We start from the raw sequence: 15,914 nt of genomic DNA on the forward strand, positions 1-15,914 counted from the left end.
ATCGCTTCAACAAAACCTTTCCCAAAAACATTGCATTAATTTGTCGATAACATCACGCATAACCAACACTCTTTGTGACGCATGAAAAACCGCGCTACAGCACTATTCTGCGCTGATTCATAAGAATTTTTTGTGAATAGGATCACGGGTAACAATCAGGTTAACAAAACGTGAAGCACGAACCGGCAAAAAGGGATGGGAGAAGAGGGGTATGGCGAGGAGAGGACCCCGCCATGGGTAGGCAACTCTCGTTATTGGTGACGGGCGGCCATCATCGCCAACAGGCGTAAGCTGGATGAGTAGTAATCTTCCGCCGCACCGGGCTGATCACTCAATGCGTCGAGATTACCCATCGTCAGGTCACGCACCGCCAGTAAGCCGCCCTGCATCGTGTACGGCGCGGTATTATTGCTCAGCACATCAATCCAGGCGGGTGTCGAAAGGCGGGAATAATTACGCCAGTACAACTGGAACGGCACCAGCGCCGTGGTTTTGGCATCATACCAGTACAGGTATAACGGCACGCGGATAGCGTCATAACTGAAACGCGATGGCCAGGCCGTGGCGGGTGCCATCGTGCCATCCGCGTTCAACGCCACCCAGTCCGTCGGTAAGCCAACCTGACCGAAGCGCATTTCACCAATCAGCGATAAACCATCGTCAATCAGTTGCCGCCACACCTGCAAATGGCTGCGACGGGCAAAGTCTTGCCAGGCAGGGAACAGGAAATAGGAGGGATTCAGCACCACATAACTGTTTTTATTGAAGCCATAGGCACCGGGCAACATCACGGTTCGACCTGCGAACTGGATAATCTCATGACTGATGACCGCTTTCTGAATAGTGTCCGAGGCTTGCAAATAGCTATTGTCCTGCCACTTGTTCCCGGCCTTCAGCAGCGCCCACGCAATCAGTACATCACCATCCGACGCGTTGTTTTTATCAACGACCGGATTAGCTGCCGACGGGTCATAGCGCCAGTAAAACAAGCCGCTGGACGTATCCCTGAGGTGGCTTTGCGTCCAGTTCCACAGGCTATCGAATGCGGCACGGTCGCCATAGTGCACCGCCATCAACATGGCAAATCCCTGGCCTTCGGTATGACTGACATTCTTGTTGCCGGTATCCTGAATGCGTCCGTCGGGGGTCATGAAGTGGCTTTTGTAGGTTTCCCAACCGGTTGCTGCCGTTGCCGACACGCTAAACCACATCATCGCTATCAATACCCAACCACGCCACATTGGCTTTATCATGTTATCCCCCGGCTCAATGCTGATAACGAAACAGCAAAATCGAGCCATTGTCAGTTTCCTCACAGGACAGCGGGACATATTCCGCTCCGCCCTGCTCACATAGCCAATGACTGTAGAGTCCTTGCAATACTGCCGCCATTGACATCCTCCATCGTGTGCTACCCACTGCCCCCACCAGAACAGGCAATGACAGATGATAAATCTCCAGCCGGTTTTCATACGGCCGCAGGTCCACACATCCCCAGTGAAACAGGGACAATACCTGATTCATCTCCCGTTCAAGGTCGGCGACAGTAACCGCTGCGGGCAACGAATAACGTTCCGCCAGTTGCCTGCCCATGTGACGTAAAAACGCCAGCCCTTCCTGCTCACCGGCGCTATCCATCATCCCATTCACGATCACACCGAACAAATCCGCCCAGCCAGGCGGCAATTGCTGCTGGCGATAATAGTTCAATGCATGCTGTTGCAGGTCACTCATGCTTATTTGCCTCCGAGCCCGTAGCGGAAATAGAGCTGTGCCGTGGTTTCGTTATAGTTGCCAAAGGTGTCATAGCCCATCTGCCCACCGACGGTCACGTCCCTGGTGACGCGATAATCCGCACCAACATGCACGTTGTAGCCGATACCGCTCTTGCTATCACCCGCATAGTGGGATTCTTTGGTGAGCCCCAAGAGTTCGGCACCTTCCAAGGCTCTTTGCCAGTCTGGATTATTCGGGAAGTAATCACTCCTATCACGCGAGTAAGACTGGTACCCTACCGACACGCCCGCCCTGACGCTCAGGTCGTCATATTTCTGGCTCCATTCCACTGGGAACGACACGGAGACATAATCCTGCGGGCTGAAATAGCCCCCCTGACCGAAACTGTAGTACCCCAGGTTGTTGGCAAAGTTCATCCAGCTCAAACTAATACCGGTTTTCAACTCACGATCGCGTTCATGGAAGGGCCGGATATAAGCGCCAGCATTGGCCATCACGCCGGTATTGCTCTTCACATTGTCACCAAGGTAACTGTAAGCGCCGCCGCCGCCATAGAACCCGACATCACCGTTATCGTAGCTCAACAGCACATTGCCGCCGTTTTTGGTGACCTGTCCCCAGCGTTTGCCGGTCAGCGAATCCTTGGCACCCACATATGACAACAGACTATCCGTCACTGCACGACGTTCACCCGTCACCACCAGCGTCAGGAAGTCCGTCAGTTTAGGCGACCACTGAACCCCGCCGACCAGAGTATTCAGCTCCTGGCCCAACGGCGTACTACCCAGGTCAACTTTATAATTCTTACCGATCAGCGCCAGATTCAACTCTGCACCAGAGGCATTTTGCTTACCCTGTGAATCCACCGTGACCTGATCGATATTCGGTTTCTTCGTAGAATTTTGGAGAATATTTAGCACCTGAGCAGATGAGAGAGAGGCAAGGTTGAAATTCCCCCCCAACTCATTGACCAATGTTTGATTAGCTGCATTGAGTGCTTGAGCCAAAGCACCTGTCCCGAACCGTCGGTTCGCATCACCGCTTGACGAACCCGCACTTAGTGTCATCGGCGTAACGTTAAAATTGATGCGAGAGTCGCCAAACGAGCCACTCGACCAGGTCAACGGTGCTTTGGCTTCGGTTAACCGACTTAAACCCGACTCACCGTCGCGGCCACGAATCTGTACTCCGGTCTGCACCCAGCCACCGCTATCCCGCTCCAGATCGTCCATCATGGTGTTGATCTGGGTGAGCGTTGCCGTTGGCTGCTGCGTCGCCGTGCCTGCGACCGCCGTGGTATCACCAGCCGCGGTATTGGGGCGCTGCTGCCACGGCATCACACCGCCATATGCAGAAGGGTTGCTGGCTGTGCGGGTGGCAGCCAGTGTCGAGCGATCGATGAACGGATTATCCGCCATCGCCAGGCCACCAATGGCGGGCGTTTTACCCGGCGTGGCCCCGTCCAGCCCCACCGCTTTAGCACGGGCAGTTTTCAGGTAAGCCAGCGCCTGATCGCGGTTGCCTTCGGCATCCGCCACCCGGGCCAGTAATAACAGCCGCTCCGGCGTCTGCTCACCCTGCAACCCGGTTGACAGTGCGTGCGCCTTTTGCGCGTCATGACGTTCCAGCGCCACATTGATGGCACCGACACGGGCTTCCTGTGTCGGCGTATCGTGTGCCAACAGATAGTCGTAAACGTCTGCCGCCTCTTTGTTCATTTTGCCGGACTGATATAGCCGGGCCATCGCGAACATCAGGTCGGTATTTTTCGGATCGCGTTGCAACGCGCGGGCCAGCTTGTCATACGCCTGCGCATACTGTTGGTTTTCCCGCAACCGGTCGGCTTCTCGCACCACAAAACCGGTGCGCAGTTCATCCAACTGCGCAGTCGTGCTGCGCGCCACCAGTTCCGGACGGCTCAACCACGACTGCGCCTCATCACCCAGTCCAGCCTGATTCAGTACCCCAACCTGATCCGCATAATCGCCCGCGTTACCCTGAACGCCGCGCTGCATATTGCTGCGTACCACCGCCACGGCAGCGGTAGTATCGCCCGACGCGGCAAGCGCCCGGGCCAGTTTACCGGCATCCGCCGGGTTATCCGGTGGTGTCACCGACAACGCCCGTAAGGTATTGGCAGCGGCGGCGTTCTCGCCCCGCGACAGATACACCTGAGCGGTCGCCATCTGCAAATTGAAGTTGACGCGTCGCGCCAGACTGCGGCTCGCTTCATTCTGATCGCGCGGCGGAATACGTGACAGCAACGTGCTAGCCTGTTGCCAGGCGTTATTTTCGCTGGCGAACAAGGCGGCCGCGTAGAGGTCATCCCCACTGGCACCGGCACGGAACAAAGGCTGCATTACCGAGGTGGCGGCAGCGGTATTGCCCTGTTGCTGGTAAATCCGCGCCAGATCGAGCCTCAACCAGCCGTCGTTCGGGAAACGCTGCACCCCTTGTTGCAACAGACCAATCGCCCTGGTTGTGTCACCCACCGCCAGAGCCTGTTTGGCTTCATTACGAATCGGCGTGCTGGTCGCGACCGGACGCGGTGCCATGCTGCGACGCACATTCTCCGGTAACGCCGCAAACAAGGTATTGGCCTCAGCGGTGCGGTTCTGCTCGCGCAGCACGTAATACAACCCTTCTTTGGCATTACGGTTATCTGCATCGGTTTGCAGGATGTCACGATACAGACGCTCCGCCTGCGGAAAATCGTTGGTACGGCGCAACACATCAGCCCGGAACAGCTTCGCCGCCATCCCTTTATCACCGCTAGCCTGCACCAACGGCTCGCTCAGGCTCAGCGCCTGCGCGGTATTGCCGCTTTTCATTGCCTGCTGGGCATTCGCCAGTTGAGCGTAGAAACGGGCATCCTCGGCCTGCTGCTGACGCTGTGCGCTGTTCTCGCCGCCCTGCCGGGCCGCTCTCTCCAGATAAGACGCCGCCGCGGCAAAATCGCCACGCCGCTGGGCCGCATACCCCATCCCCGCCAGCGCGTCCGCATCTTCCGGGTTAGCCTGCAACACCTGACCGAACGCCGTTTGCGCACTGGAGATATCGCCACTGTTCAGCGCGGTAAAGCCTTTGTCTTTCTCGTTCCCGCCCACATTCTTGCGGTAATAATCCGTCACCGCCGTATCCTGTGGATGTCGCTGCTGATAGAGCTGATAGAGCGGTGCGTCCTCGGCTTTCGGGCCCAGCCACAACAGTGCCTGACGCATCGCCTGATCTGCATCGGTACTGCCCGATGCCAGCCCACTCAATATCTGCAACCCTTCGCGACGGGTCGGCTCCTGATAGGTCAGCGCTTTACCGAGCGCCACTGCGGCGCTGGTATCCTGCGGGCGCGCCGCCGTCAGCTCGCGCAAATGGTCAATTGCCTGCGGCAGTAATGTGCGGTCACCCGCCATGGTCAGATAGTATTCAGCCGCGATGCCAGCAGGCGGCTGGTTACCGCTAAACAGATTACGCCAGGTTTGCAACGACGCACTGATATTACCGCTGCGGGCCTGTTGGCGCGCCAGCGCCAGTTGCGACTGCGGGATGGCCGCCGCCTGGCGGGCATTATCCAGCGACTGCAATAGCGGGTCCTGCGGCGATACCTTGCTCAAGCGTTCGCGCCATTTGGCGGCTTCAGCACTGTCACCGCTGTTCTGGGCGTACAGCGCCATCAAATACAGCGCCTTGGTGTTGTTGGCATCCACCATCAGGATTTTCTGCAACGCGCTACGGGCAAGATCGTCATGAGAACGTTGATGCCAGTAATCCGCCTGATCAAACAGCGCCTGTAACGCCGGATTGGTCGGTGCCGCCAGCGCGCAAGTCGACAGCATGCCGCTGACCACCACCCCGGTAAGAGACAGTGACTGACGGATACGGGCTGTTAAGGTCGTTATTTTCATACGTAGCTCGCTTATTTTTTATCCGTTCCCGCATCACGTCGGGTCGACAGCCTTTTTTCCGCCAGACGCCGGAGAACCGATGCCAGGCTCAGCCCTACCGCCGCTGCCAACAGCAACGCCATCACAGCCAGATACACCGAGTGCTGATTGGCGTACCAGACAATCATCATGTACCAGGGCATTTCACCGCTGGGGAATTGCGGCCCGACCCGAAAACTGCGCACGCCGTTTTCATCGGTAATGATGGCGGTATCGCCCCGTACCGCGGCGTTAATGTTAGGTGAGTTCAGGTCGCCATATAACCGCAATAGCTGTTCATCGCTGCTGCCGGTCGCCACCACCACCACATGACTGGAACTCCACGGCGAGCGGTAACTCAGAAAGCCACGCCAGGCCTGATTAGACGAAAAATAACGGTCAGCATCGATCGGCGTACGGTCCCAGTCACCGGTCATCAACGTACGCAAATGGGCCCACATGCTCGGCGTCTTAACGCCAAAGGTGTGAGGGCTCACGGTGTACGGTGAATCAGACAGCAAGGTTTGGTTGAACGCGGTCTGCTGCAGTGTGGTCACGGTCAGCACATCACTGTTTTCCAGCTTCTGGCGATCGGCGGCATTGGTCGGCAGGCCAAACATCACACGGTTGTGATTGAGGCTTACCCCGGTGGCATCACCGGCACGACCCGCCAGGTTCAGCAGCAATCCAATTTCAGCATTGCTCGGGTTTTCCGGCAGCAGCATCACGGTTTGGGCGTAATCCGCCTGACGGCTAAACGGGAATGCCACCCCCACGAAATAGGAGAGGTTCGGCAACATAGTGAAATGGCGCGTGCGACTCAGATCGATAGACGAACTGTCAGCAATCTGACTCTTGATATTGTTGTTGAGCAACACACTGCACGGCGCGTCATCCTTTGCCCGAATATTGAAATAGAGCTGGAACTGGTTGTATCCGTAAATCAAATACGGATCCACTTTAAGCGTGTAGTTCTCCTGACGGGAGTCTCCCCCCATCTCACGCCATAGCTGTTGCAGTACACCAATCTTATTCACCGTCAGATTGCGCAAGAACGTGCCGTTGAGCATCACATTCAGGTACGAGCGTTTCTCGTCAATCCAGGATTCTGACGGGAAACGGTAATTAACGGTGATCGGAATGGTGTCACCATCCCACAAGAACAGGTCTGGCGCGGCACGGAAATTAATACGCAACGCCTCGTGCCATAGCCCGCTTACCATCATGTTTTGATCGTTGCGCAACAGTTCACTCAACCGTACCGGCCGGTCGGTATTAATCCAACGCGGCGCATCGTAGGCACGGCGAAACGGTATCTTCTGCGGCGTGACCGACAGGCTTGAGGCATCACCGGTGAATGGCTGGCTGGTCAGACGGTAGGCCGCCTGTCGTAATTGCTCGTCATCCTGACCGACCACCAGCATCAGCTTGTAAACCGGGTTCACTGGGTTATCAATTAGTTGCAAGGTAGGGCCTGCCACCTCCGGCAACGTCAGCGTGCCGACCTTATCCCCTGGGCGGCCGAACACGATGCCGCTTTTCTCGGGCAGCGCATCGCGTATTACCGGGAACGTCACGCCGTAGCCGTCCATCCGCATCCCCAGCCAGGAGGCCACCAGCGAGGCTGCACTCACCTCTGAAGGATTCACCGTGCTCGGGAACACCATCGTCACTGTGGCAGGCGTCATCTGCAACGGGTCGATAAACGGACGCGGGAAATTCTCCAATCGGGTACCGATATCCAGTTGCTGGCCTTCCAGATGCAGCGTCGTCGTCGGCAAAATGGTCAGGTTGTAACGGGTCGCGCTATCGCGTTCACACAGCAGACGATCGGCATCATTGATGCGAAAGCTCAGGTTATTGCTGGACACCACCATCGCGGCAGGAATATCCAACTGAAACAGCGTGCTGTCGCCCGTCGCCGCACTTAATGGCACGGTGCCCAGCGGCTGGCCGTTTAACATCAGTTGCATCGACGTATTCAGCGCCGCCAGTTCCGGCGACACCCGCAACGCCAAATCCAACCGTGCGTTAGTCACAACCTGATCGCCCGGCAGCGTGAAAATTACCCCAGCCTGCACCTGTCCCCCGGCCAGAGTAATGCCTTGCGCTTGCCCCATCTGCGCGACGGAGACATCACTGGACAACGGCTGATAACCTGCCGCCGGATCGCCCACTGGGGGCAGCAGCATGGAAGGCGTTGTCAGCGGCGGCGTCGCTTCCGGCACAACCGGGGACGGCGTCGCGGGTATAACCGGTGTTGCTGATGCTGATGTCGCTGGCGATACCGCCGATGAGGTCATCGGTGGCATATCAGGCAGCGGTGCCGGTGTTGGCGCAACTGTCGTCACCGGCGTCGGTTCAGATGCCGTCGGCTGTGGGCTATTACCACCGGGGCTCAGCATTGAGGGCAATGGCTCATCGGCGGCATCACCAGCGGCCAGCACACCATGACCACACAGCGCCAGCACACTGCCTACGCACAAGGGCAACAGCGCTTTGATAAAACGTGGCGTCATCATGCTGCAACGTCCTCCTTCTTCAGGTCCGCTTTTCTGCTACGACCCCTCACACTCATCCAGAAGAACGCGCACACGGTACGCACCACCGCCCACAGAGAACGCAAAGGACGATCCTTCTGCCAGGGCTGGCTCATCCAGGCATCCGCACGAGACAGCACCACGCGCACCAGCGCCCGACGCTGGGCGAGTGGAATATCGTCAAATTGCAGGCGAATAATGTCGTCATCTGCCGCCACCGACTGCGCTGGCAGGCAGATTTCGCTGGATTGCAGCAACAGTTCAACCGCTTCAATTTCATCGGTTTTATGCCGTTGATCCGGCGCTTTAAGCTGTACCCCGCCCATCGACAGATTGATGGTCGTGGTACGCGAGGCAATGCCGCTGGCGTAATGAATAATGGCAGGTACATCCACATCAATACGGATGGTCTTGCGCACCTGCTTGGTTTCCCGGGCTACGGCTATCGCCGCTAACAGGGTCAACAAGCTAAACAGCGCCCACCCGACGTTCAGCAACATCACATAAGGGTCAACGTTGAAATAGTCATGCGCCACAATACGGGTAACACCGGCACACACACCTACCACCAGCAACACCGCCGCAACGATATGCGGACGCACAATGCGGAAGTCAAAAAACCCTTCGTCCAACAAACCACCTTTATCGGTTACGTTGAACTTACCGCGCGTCGGTGAAAACAGGGTAACAATGGTCGGGATAACCAGATGGAACGCCATCACCGTTTCATAAATTTCACCCCAGAAGCTATAGCGAAAACGCCCGTTCATACGCGAGTTGACGTACATCGATACCACCAGATGCGGCAGCGCATAGGCGAAAATCATGGCCGCTGAGGCATGAATAATATTGAGATTAAACAGCAGATAAGCCAGCGGCGCGGTCAGGAACACCACGCGCGGCAGACCAAACTGGAAATGCAGCATGGCGTTGAGGTAACACAACCGTTGCGGCCAGGTCAGTCCACGCCCGAATAACGGGTTATCGACCCGGAAAATCTGCGTCATACCGCGCGCCCAGCGGGTACGCTGAATTACATGCAGTACCAGTCGTTCCGTCGCCAGCCCCGCTGCCAGCGGAATCGACAAAAACGCGGACTTCCAGCCTTTACGCTGCATCTTGATGGCGGTATGCGCGTCTTCCGTTACGGTTTCCACCGCAAACCCACCGATCTCCATCAACGCTGAGCGACGAATCACCGCACAGGAACCGCAGAAAAAAGCCGCGTTCCAGAGGTCGTTGCCTTGCTGTACCGGCCCGTAAAACAGTGCGCCTTCGTTTGGCATATCCCGCGCTGCACGCAGGTTACGTTCGAACGGGTCCGGCGAATAAAAGTAGTGCGGCGTCTGCAACAAGGCCAGTTTCGGGTCTGACAGGAAGGGGCCCACCGTAGCCTGCAGGAAGATACGTTTGGCGACATGGTCACAGTCAAATACGCAAATCAGCTCACCCTGGGTCAGCTTGAGCGCATGGTTAAGGTTACCGGCCTTGGCGTGCGAGTTGTTATCGCGGGTGATATAACCGATGCCAGCCTGCGAGGCGAACACGGCAAACTCACTGCGTTTACCGTCATCCAGCAGATAAATTTTCATTTTCTCGCGCGGATAATCGATGCACTGCGCCGCCAGTACCGTATCACGCACCACATCCAGGCTTTCGTTATAGGTAGGGATATACACATCCACCGTCGGCCACAATTGAGTGTCCTCCGGCATCGGCTCAATGACGCGCTCAAGCGGCCATGCGGTCTGGAGAAAGCCTAATAACAACACAATCCAGACATAGAACTCGGCAATAAACAGCCCAATACCGAGAATGGCTTCGATTTCAGAATTGAAATGCAGGGTTGCCGTTGCCCGCCAATATATATAGCGAGTCGAAGAGAGTACCGACAAAATAATCAGTATTAGCGTCACCGGTCGACTTTTATTGAAGCCCAGCAAAAACATCAACGCCAGACTAATCAAACCAAAAATATATTGTTTTTCACTATCCATTGGGGTGATAACAATCACCGCCGCAACCGGTAACAATAGCAACAGCACGGCTAAAAACAGGATCTTTTTCATCGATTATCCTGATATTTAATTGATGGAAAATATTTGCGCGCACACACCTTGTGCCGGGAAAAACCAGCCGGAGAATATCAATTTCTTCACAAATATAGCCGGAACCGGCGACTAGTGGTTCATAACAGCCTGATAGGCTGGCAGATCGGCGTGAACTTCTCCATTGCCGATTCTAATATCCAGCAGCGCAGCAACGCGCTTTCCAATCAGTTCGATATCAAATGCAGCGGCAGACACCGGGCTAAAATCAAAAATAGAGCGTTGGGACGCATTGGCTTCAGCCACGCTTTCATCGCGGTGCACACTGCCTATCAGTTTGTCCGCCATGCGTTGCTGAACAAACGAGGTGACCTGACTGCTGACCGCACGACGGTTATCCGTCTGATTGAGCAGCAGGTAAGAACCTTTGCGGTGGTTGAGAGGCTGCCCTGTCAGCTTGTTGCCTTCAACGTGCGGCATCAGCGACAAAGAGGCCGTATCCGCCATCATCACCACCAAATGCAGATCGGCCAGTTCCGTCATGGCCTTCAGGGCCGGGCTTGGTCCCGGCGGGAAATCCGCCACGATCACCAGCCCCGGATAATTCATCACCGAGCTGAGGCCACGTTTAAGAAACAGTGGGTCGCTCGCCAGACGGTGCTCAAATGCCACCCGTTGATCTTCGGTAACATTGCCGTAAGGCAGCACAAAAATATTATCGCCCGAGGTCAGAATAGACTGGCTCCAGTCCGCCGTTTCATCGGATTTAGCGACATAACCACGTTCGTCGCCAAGCGGCACGCCAAAATGCAGACGCAGCGCATTCTGCACATCGAAGTCGATAGCCAGCACTTTGCTACCCCCACGGGCCAGCGCATATGCCAGATTAGCCGCCATGGTGGTTTTACCGACGCCACCTTTCGGAGAACAGACACAAACTAACGGCATAACGCAATTTTCTCCAACAAGGGTTTTAATAACATCGTCTTGGAAACCGAATGGGTTTCATCATGACGTTGAACATTGAATAACTGGCGGAATCGGCCAGTATCGGTAGCCATTGACGCGTCGTTTGTTACCGGAACAGACAGCATCGACGCCGATGACAACGGATGCGGGCGTACCGCTTCGGGTTGCAACACCGCGTTGCTCCCGGCGCTCGCCGGTTGCGGTGGTTGTGGTTGTATTTGTGGCTGTGGCTGTGTTTGCGACTGCGGCGCAGGCGCTACCCCGGCAGGCGGCAATGACGCAGCCACTGCGCTAAGCAGCGAACGTGAGTCATCCACTGGCGTATCAGGAACCAGAGGTGAAGGAGGCGCTACGCGACGGGGCGATGTCGGCGCGGTCGCAGACATCGCATGCAGGTTCGCAGGCACAGGTTGTGCCATATCCACCGTTTGCGCACCAGACAGCGAATCGTCATCCGCCTGATTGCGCAACAGTTGTTTCATGATCGGCCAGACGACAGTGTCAGATTGCATTACCTGTCCGGACATGTCCCTGAAATTAATATCTTTTATCTGGGCTTTATCCTTAAAGCGTTGCATATCATCGTAACTATTCATCTAACTGACATTTCCCTGGAAAAGGATGACGGCTAAATAGCGCGAAACAACCGCGCAAAAAACGCTCTTTTAAGATTAGTCTTATACCGAGATTTGTGATGAAGGTAAATTACCCAAGAAAAATAAATAAATATCCTATAAGTAAACTTTTCATTCTCTAACGTGTTGAAAGCAACATAATCTATCGGCTAAACGTTCACTGCCTTGATAGTTAAACTCACGGTAATTACAGCGGAAACCACTCACTCAGGGCGGTATAATAAATGTACTGCGAGAAGATAGTCTAGTCTCCACCCGAAATCTACGATTAAATACTAACCGAATCGTTAAAATAAATTAAATAATCACCCCATCAATACGTGTCTTGCGCAACCGTGCGGTGCTTATACCATGATACAGTTGGACCCCTGATTACGACTGCCGCGCCAATCGAAACAGCCATAACCGTGCGCCAAATATGTTGACCAGTAATCCCAGCATAACCAGCGCAGCCCCCGACAGTTGCCTGCCGGACAGACTTTCCCCCAGTAATAGCGACGCACTCAGTATGCCAACGACCGGCACCAACAACGACAGCGGCGCAACGCGCCAGGTCTCATAGCGTGACAACAGATTGCCCCAGATGGCATACCCAATCAGCGTAGAAATAAACGACAGATACATCAGCGCCAGCATGGTTGGCAAACGCATCGTTATCAGGCTTTCGACGATGGTATCCGCGCCTTCGAATAACCAGGAACACAACAGAAACGGCCCCACCGGAATCAAGGCGCTCCAGACCACCAGCGACATGGCGTTGACCCGGTACTGACGCATAATTTGCTTGTTACAGAGATTGCCGCAGGCCCAGGAGGCCGCCGCCGCCAGCGTCAGCATCAACGTGGTCAACGTCATACCCGGCAGTGCGGCATTCGCGGCATGATCCCCGGACAACACCACCATGCCCAGCGCGGCCACCACAATCCCCAGCCAGTGATTCCATTGCAGGCGCTCACCCAGCCACCACGCCCCCAGCATCAGGGTAAAAAACGCCTGCGACTGGATAACCAACGACGCCATACCTACCGGCATCCCCATTTTTATGGCACAAAACAGGAACGCGAACTGCCCGAAACTGATGGTCATACCATAAGCAGCCAGCCAGCGTAGCGGCAATGCCGGGCGCGGCACCAGTAAAATAGCCGGTAACGCCACCAGCAAAAAACGCAGCCCAGCCAGCAAAAACGGCGGCATATCATGCAAGCCAATCTTCATCACCACAAAATTCACACCCCATACCACCACCACACACAATGCCAGCAACCGATCTTTTATTGTCATTTTTATCTGCCTTTAAACACCACACCTACTGAGTAAGCTACTGATAAACCGGCACAGCCGATAGACACAGTTATCCGCAATGACAGGTAATACAGAGCACCGCCTGACAAACAGATAGAGGCGCTACACGACGGAATTTGCCTGCCGCCCACGCCTCAACGTAACCTGTCAGTATCACTGTCGACGCCAGGGACTTCCCGATGCCAGACCTGCCCCGCTACCGGCAAATCGCCGACCATTTCATTCAGGCTATTCAGAGCGGCACGTTGCCCGTTCATCATCGGCTCCCCTCTGTACGGGCACTGGCGCAACAGCATGGCATCAGCGTCACGACCGCGATGAAAGTACTGCGGACGCTGGAAGACGAACATTTCGCCCTCGTGCGCCCCAAATCCGGTTTTTTTGTCGCCAACCCAGGTCGCAATGCGATCACCTGTACACCACAGCCAGCCGCGCTACCTGTGCTCGACGAACAAACCGAATTACATCTGTCGCTGGTGGGTACCGAATGCCGGGTGCGGCTCGATTTGGCAAATGGCGATAACGCGCTCTATCCGCTGAAAAAAATGGGCAGGCTCATCCGCCAGGCCAGCTACACCAACCCGATGATGCTGGGTAACGATGTCAAAGGCAGCGGCTACCTGCCGCTAAAAGAAGAAATTGCCCGGCGGGCGCTGGATTACGGCTGCCACCTGCATCCTGACGATATCCTGATCACCAACGGCTGCATTGAGGCGCTGTCGCTGTCATTGCGGGCGGTCACCCATAGCGGTGACGCGGTGGCGGTACAGTCGCCCTGCTATTTCGTGCTGTTGCAGATGTTGCGTAACCTGGAATTACGGGTAGTGGAAATCGGGCAGGATGCCAGCGGGCATGTGGATGTGGCGCAACTGGAATCCCTGTTCAGTCAACGTCAGGTCAGTGCGTTCATCTCACTGACCAATATCAACAACCCGCTCGGTACCAGCCTGCCGGATAGCTATAAGCGTCGCATCGCTGCGGCGGCGGACCGCCATGATATCGCACTGATTGAAGACGATACGTTTGCCGACACTGCTTTTGGCGAGCAGCGGCCGTTTCCGTTACGTGCATTCAGCCCCAATGTGTTGCTCTGCAACGGTTTTTCCAAGACGGTCGGCCCCGGCATCCGCATCGGCTGGGTCAGCAGCGCACGCTGGCGTCGTAAGCTCGCCGCCCTCAAGTTTACCTCCACCATGGGTACGTCACTGACGCCACAAGTGGCATTGGCTGAACTGTTGCGCAACGGCGGTTACGACGCTCACTTGCGCAAACTTCGCCGCGAACTCGCAGCTCAGGTCGGGCGACTGCGTCAGGCGGTACTGCATTACTTCCCGGTTGGCACACAAATTTCACAGCCGCAAGGCGGTTACGCCATTTGGGTTACGCTGCCAGCAGGCTGTTGCTCGTCGCGAGAGCTGTTTTCCCGTGCCCGGCAAGAGGGGATCGGTATCGCACCGGGGCACATCTTTGCCACCGACCAGCGCTACGACCACTGCCTGCGTCTGAATGCCGGTTTCGGCTGGAATGAAGACGTCCATCAGGCCATTCAATTGTTAGCGCGCTGGGTGCAGGAACACGTCGGGAGCGTAATGTGACAAAGGTTGCTATGTGCAGGAAAACAGTGTCTGGAAGCTGCGCTCGGTAACGGACCTGGATGAGGTGTTTACCAAAAAATAACGACTAAAAACACTCAGCCGATGCTGCGTATAAAAAAACGGCCCCGATTCAAATGGGGGCCGTTTTTATCTCACCAACGCGTATCAATCAGCTTGCCTGACTGTCTTCCTGTTCCACCGCGAAACAAGCGACCAGTTGCTCGCCGTGCGGTTTCAGTTGCGGTTGCAACTGGGTGCAGGTGCCGAAACGGTGCTGGCAGCGCGCGTTGAAGGCACAGCCCGGCGGTGGGTTCAGCGGGCTTGGCAGCTCGCCGGTCAGTTTGATACGTTCACGGCGAGCATCCGGGTTCAGGCGAGGCGTCGCAGACAACAGCGCCTGGGTGTACGGGTGACGCGGATTGTTAAAAATCGCGTCTTTGCTGCCTTTCTCGACACAACGGCCCAGATACATCACCATCACTTCGTCGGCAATGTGTTCCACCACCGACAGGTCGTGCGAGATAAACACGTAAGACAGCCCCAGATCCTGCTGCAAATCCATCATCAGGTTCAGCACCTGCGCACGCACCGAGACGTCCAGTGCGGACACCGGCTCATCGGCAATCACTACGTCCGGATCCAGCATCAGACCGCGGGCGATAGCGATACGCTGGCGCTGGCCGCCGGAAAACATGTGCGGATAGCGGTCGTAATGCTCGGTTTTCAGGCCCACTTTCGCCATCATCGCCAGCGCTTTTTCACGGCGCTCCGCCTTGGTGAGTTCGGTGTTGATCACCAGCGGCTCTTCCAGGATCTGCCCGACCTTTTTACGTGGGTTGAGCGATGCGTACGGGTTCTGGAACACGATCTGGATTTTCTGCCGACGCAGCTTCTGCGCCGACGGGTCCGGCTTGAGCAAATCCTGCCCCTGATAGTACAGCTCGCCATGCGACGGCGTTTCAATCATGGTCAGCAGGCGTCCCAACGTGGACTTGCCGCAACCAGACTCGCCCACCACCGCCAGCGTCTTGCCGCGTTCCAGCGTGAAGGACACACCGTCCAGCGCTTTCACCAGTCGTTCCGGCGCGAACAGCCCTTTTTTCACCGGGTAGTGCTTTTTCAAATCAATCGCTTCGAGCAGGTACGGCTGCCCGGCGGCATTCATGGT

General features: G+C 56.0%; 10 protein-coding genes. 1 reads left to right on the forward strand and 9 read right to left on the reverse strand.

Annotated features, from left to right (window positions below):
* Window positions 1-251: 251 nt before the first annotated feature.
* The 8 genes from DD586_RS20225 to DD586_RS20260 form a co-directional block, all read right to left on the reverse strand.
* Window positions 252-1,253, reverse strand: a complete 1,002-nt coding sequence (locus DD586_RS20225; protein WP_012886651.1) for a glycosyl hydrolase family 8 — start codon at window positions 1,251-1,253, stop codon at window positions 252-254.
* Window positions 1,254-1,266: 13 nt separating this feature from the next.
* Window positions 1,267-1,734 carry a cellulose biosynthesis protein BcsD gene (gene bcsD, locus DD586_RS20230; protein WP_012886652.1) on the reverse strand — a complete coding sequence of 156 codons (468 nt, stop codon included), beginning with the start codon at window positions 1,732-1,734 and terminating at the stop codon, window positions 1,267-1,269.
* A 2-nt stretch (window positions 1,735-1,736) separates the two neighbouring features.
* Entirely contained in the window at window positions 1,737-5,639 is a 3,903-nt protein-coding gene (locus DD586_RS20235; RefSeq protein WP_012886653.1) for a cellulose biosynthesis protein BcsC, read from the reverse strand.
* Between the two features lie 11 nt (window positions 5,640-5,650).
* Window positions 5,651-8,179, reverse strand: coding sequence for a cellulose biosynthesis cyclic di-GMP-binding regulatory protein BcsB (gene bcsB / locus DD586_RS20240; protein ID WP_012886654.1), 2,529 nt, complete (start codon window positions 8,177-8,179; stop codon window positions 5,651-5,653).
* The gene (gene bcsA, locus DD586_RS20245; RefSeq protein WP_012886655.1) at window positions 8,176-10,266 is read right to left on the reverse strand and encodes a UDP-forming cellulose synthase catalytic subunit; all 2,091 of its coding nucleotides are present in this window, start codon (window positions 10,264-10,266) and stop codon (window positions 8,176-8,178) included. The genes bcsB and bcsA overlap by 4 nt, the downstream gene beginning before the upstream one ends.
* Before the next feature lie 111 nt (window positions 10,267-10,377).
* Window positions 10,378-11,193 carry a cellulose biosynthesis protein BcsQ gene (bcsQ, locus tag DD586_RS20250; RefSeq protein ID WP_012886656.1) on the reverse strand — a complete coding sequence of 272 codons (816 nt, stop codon included), beginning with the start codon at window positions 11,191-11,193 and terminating at the stop codon, window positions 10,378-10,380.
* Window positions 11,184-11,810 carry a cellulose biosynthesis protein BcsO gene (gene bcsO / locus DD586_RS20255; RefSeq protein ID WP_012886657.1) on the reverse strand — a complete coding sequence of 209 codons (627 nt, stop codon included), beginning with the start codon at window positions 11,808-11,810 and terminating at the stop codon, window positions 11,184-11,186. Before bcsO ends, bcsQ begins: the two co-directional genes overlap by 10 nt.
* 411 nt (window positions 11,811-12,221) lie before the next feature.
* Entirely contained in the window at window positions 12,222-13,130 is a 909-nt protein-coding gene (locus tag DD586_RS20260; protein WP_012886658.1) for an O-acetylserine/cysteine exporter, read from the reverse strand.
* 200 nt (window positions 13,131-13,330) lie between these two features.
* Between DD586_RS20260 and DD586_RS20265 the strand changes: the two genes are divergently transcribed.
* Window positions 13,331-14,746, forward strand: a complete 1,416-nt coding sequence (locus tag DD586_RS20265; RefSeq protein ID WP_012886659.1) for an aminotransferase-like domain-containing protein — start codon at window positions 13,331-13,333, stop codon at window positions 14,744-14,746.
* Between the two features lie 169 nt (window positions 14,747-14,915).
* Here DD586_RS20265 and dppF read toward each other — a convergent pair whose 3' ends face one another.
* Window positions 14,916-15,911 carry a dipeptide ABC transporter ATP-binding subunit DppF gene (gene dppF / locus DD586_RS20270; RefSeq protein WP_407635430.1) on the reverse strand — a complete coding sequence of 332 codons (996 nt, stop codon included), beginning with the start codon at window positions 15,909-15,911 and terminating at the stop codon, window positions 14,916-14,918.
* Window positions 15,912-15,914 lie beyond the last annotated feature (3 nt).

This window comes from Dickeya parazeae Ech586 (assembly GCF_000025065.1).
Lineage (GTDB): Bacteria > Pseudomonadota > Gammaproteobacteria > Enterobacterales > Enterobacteriaceae > Dickeya > Dickeya zeae.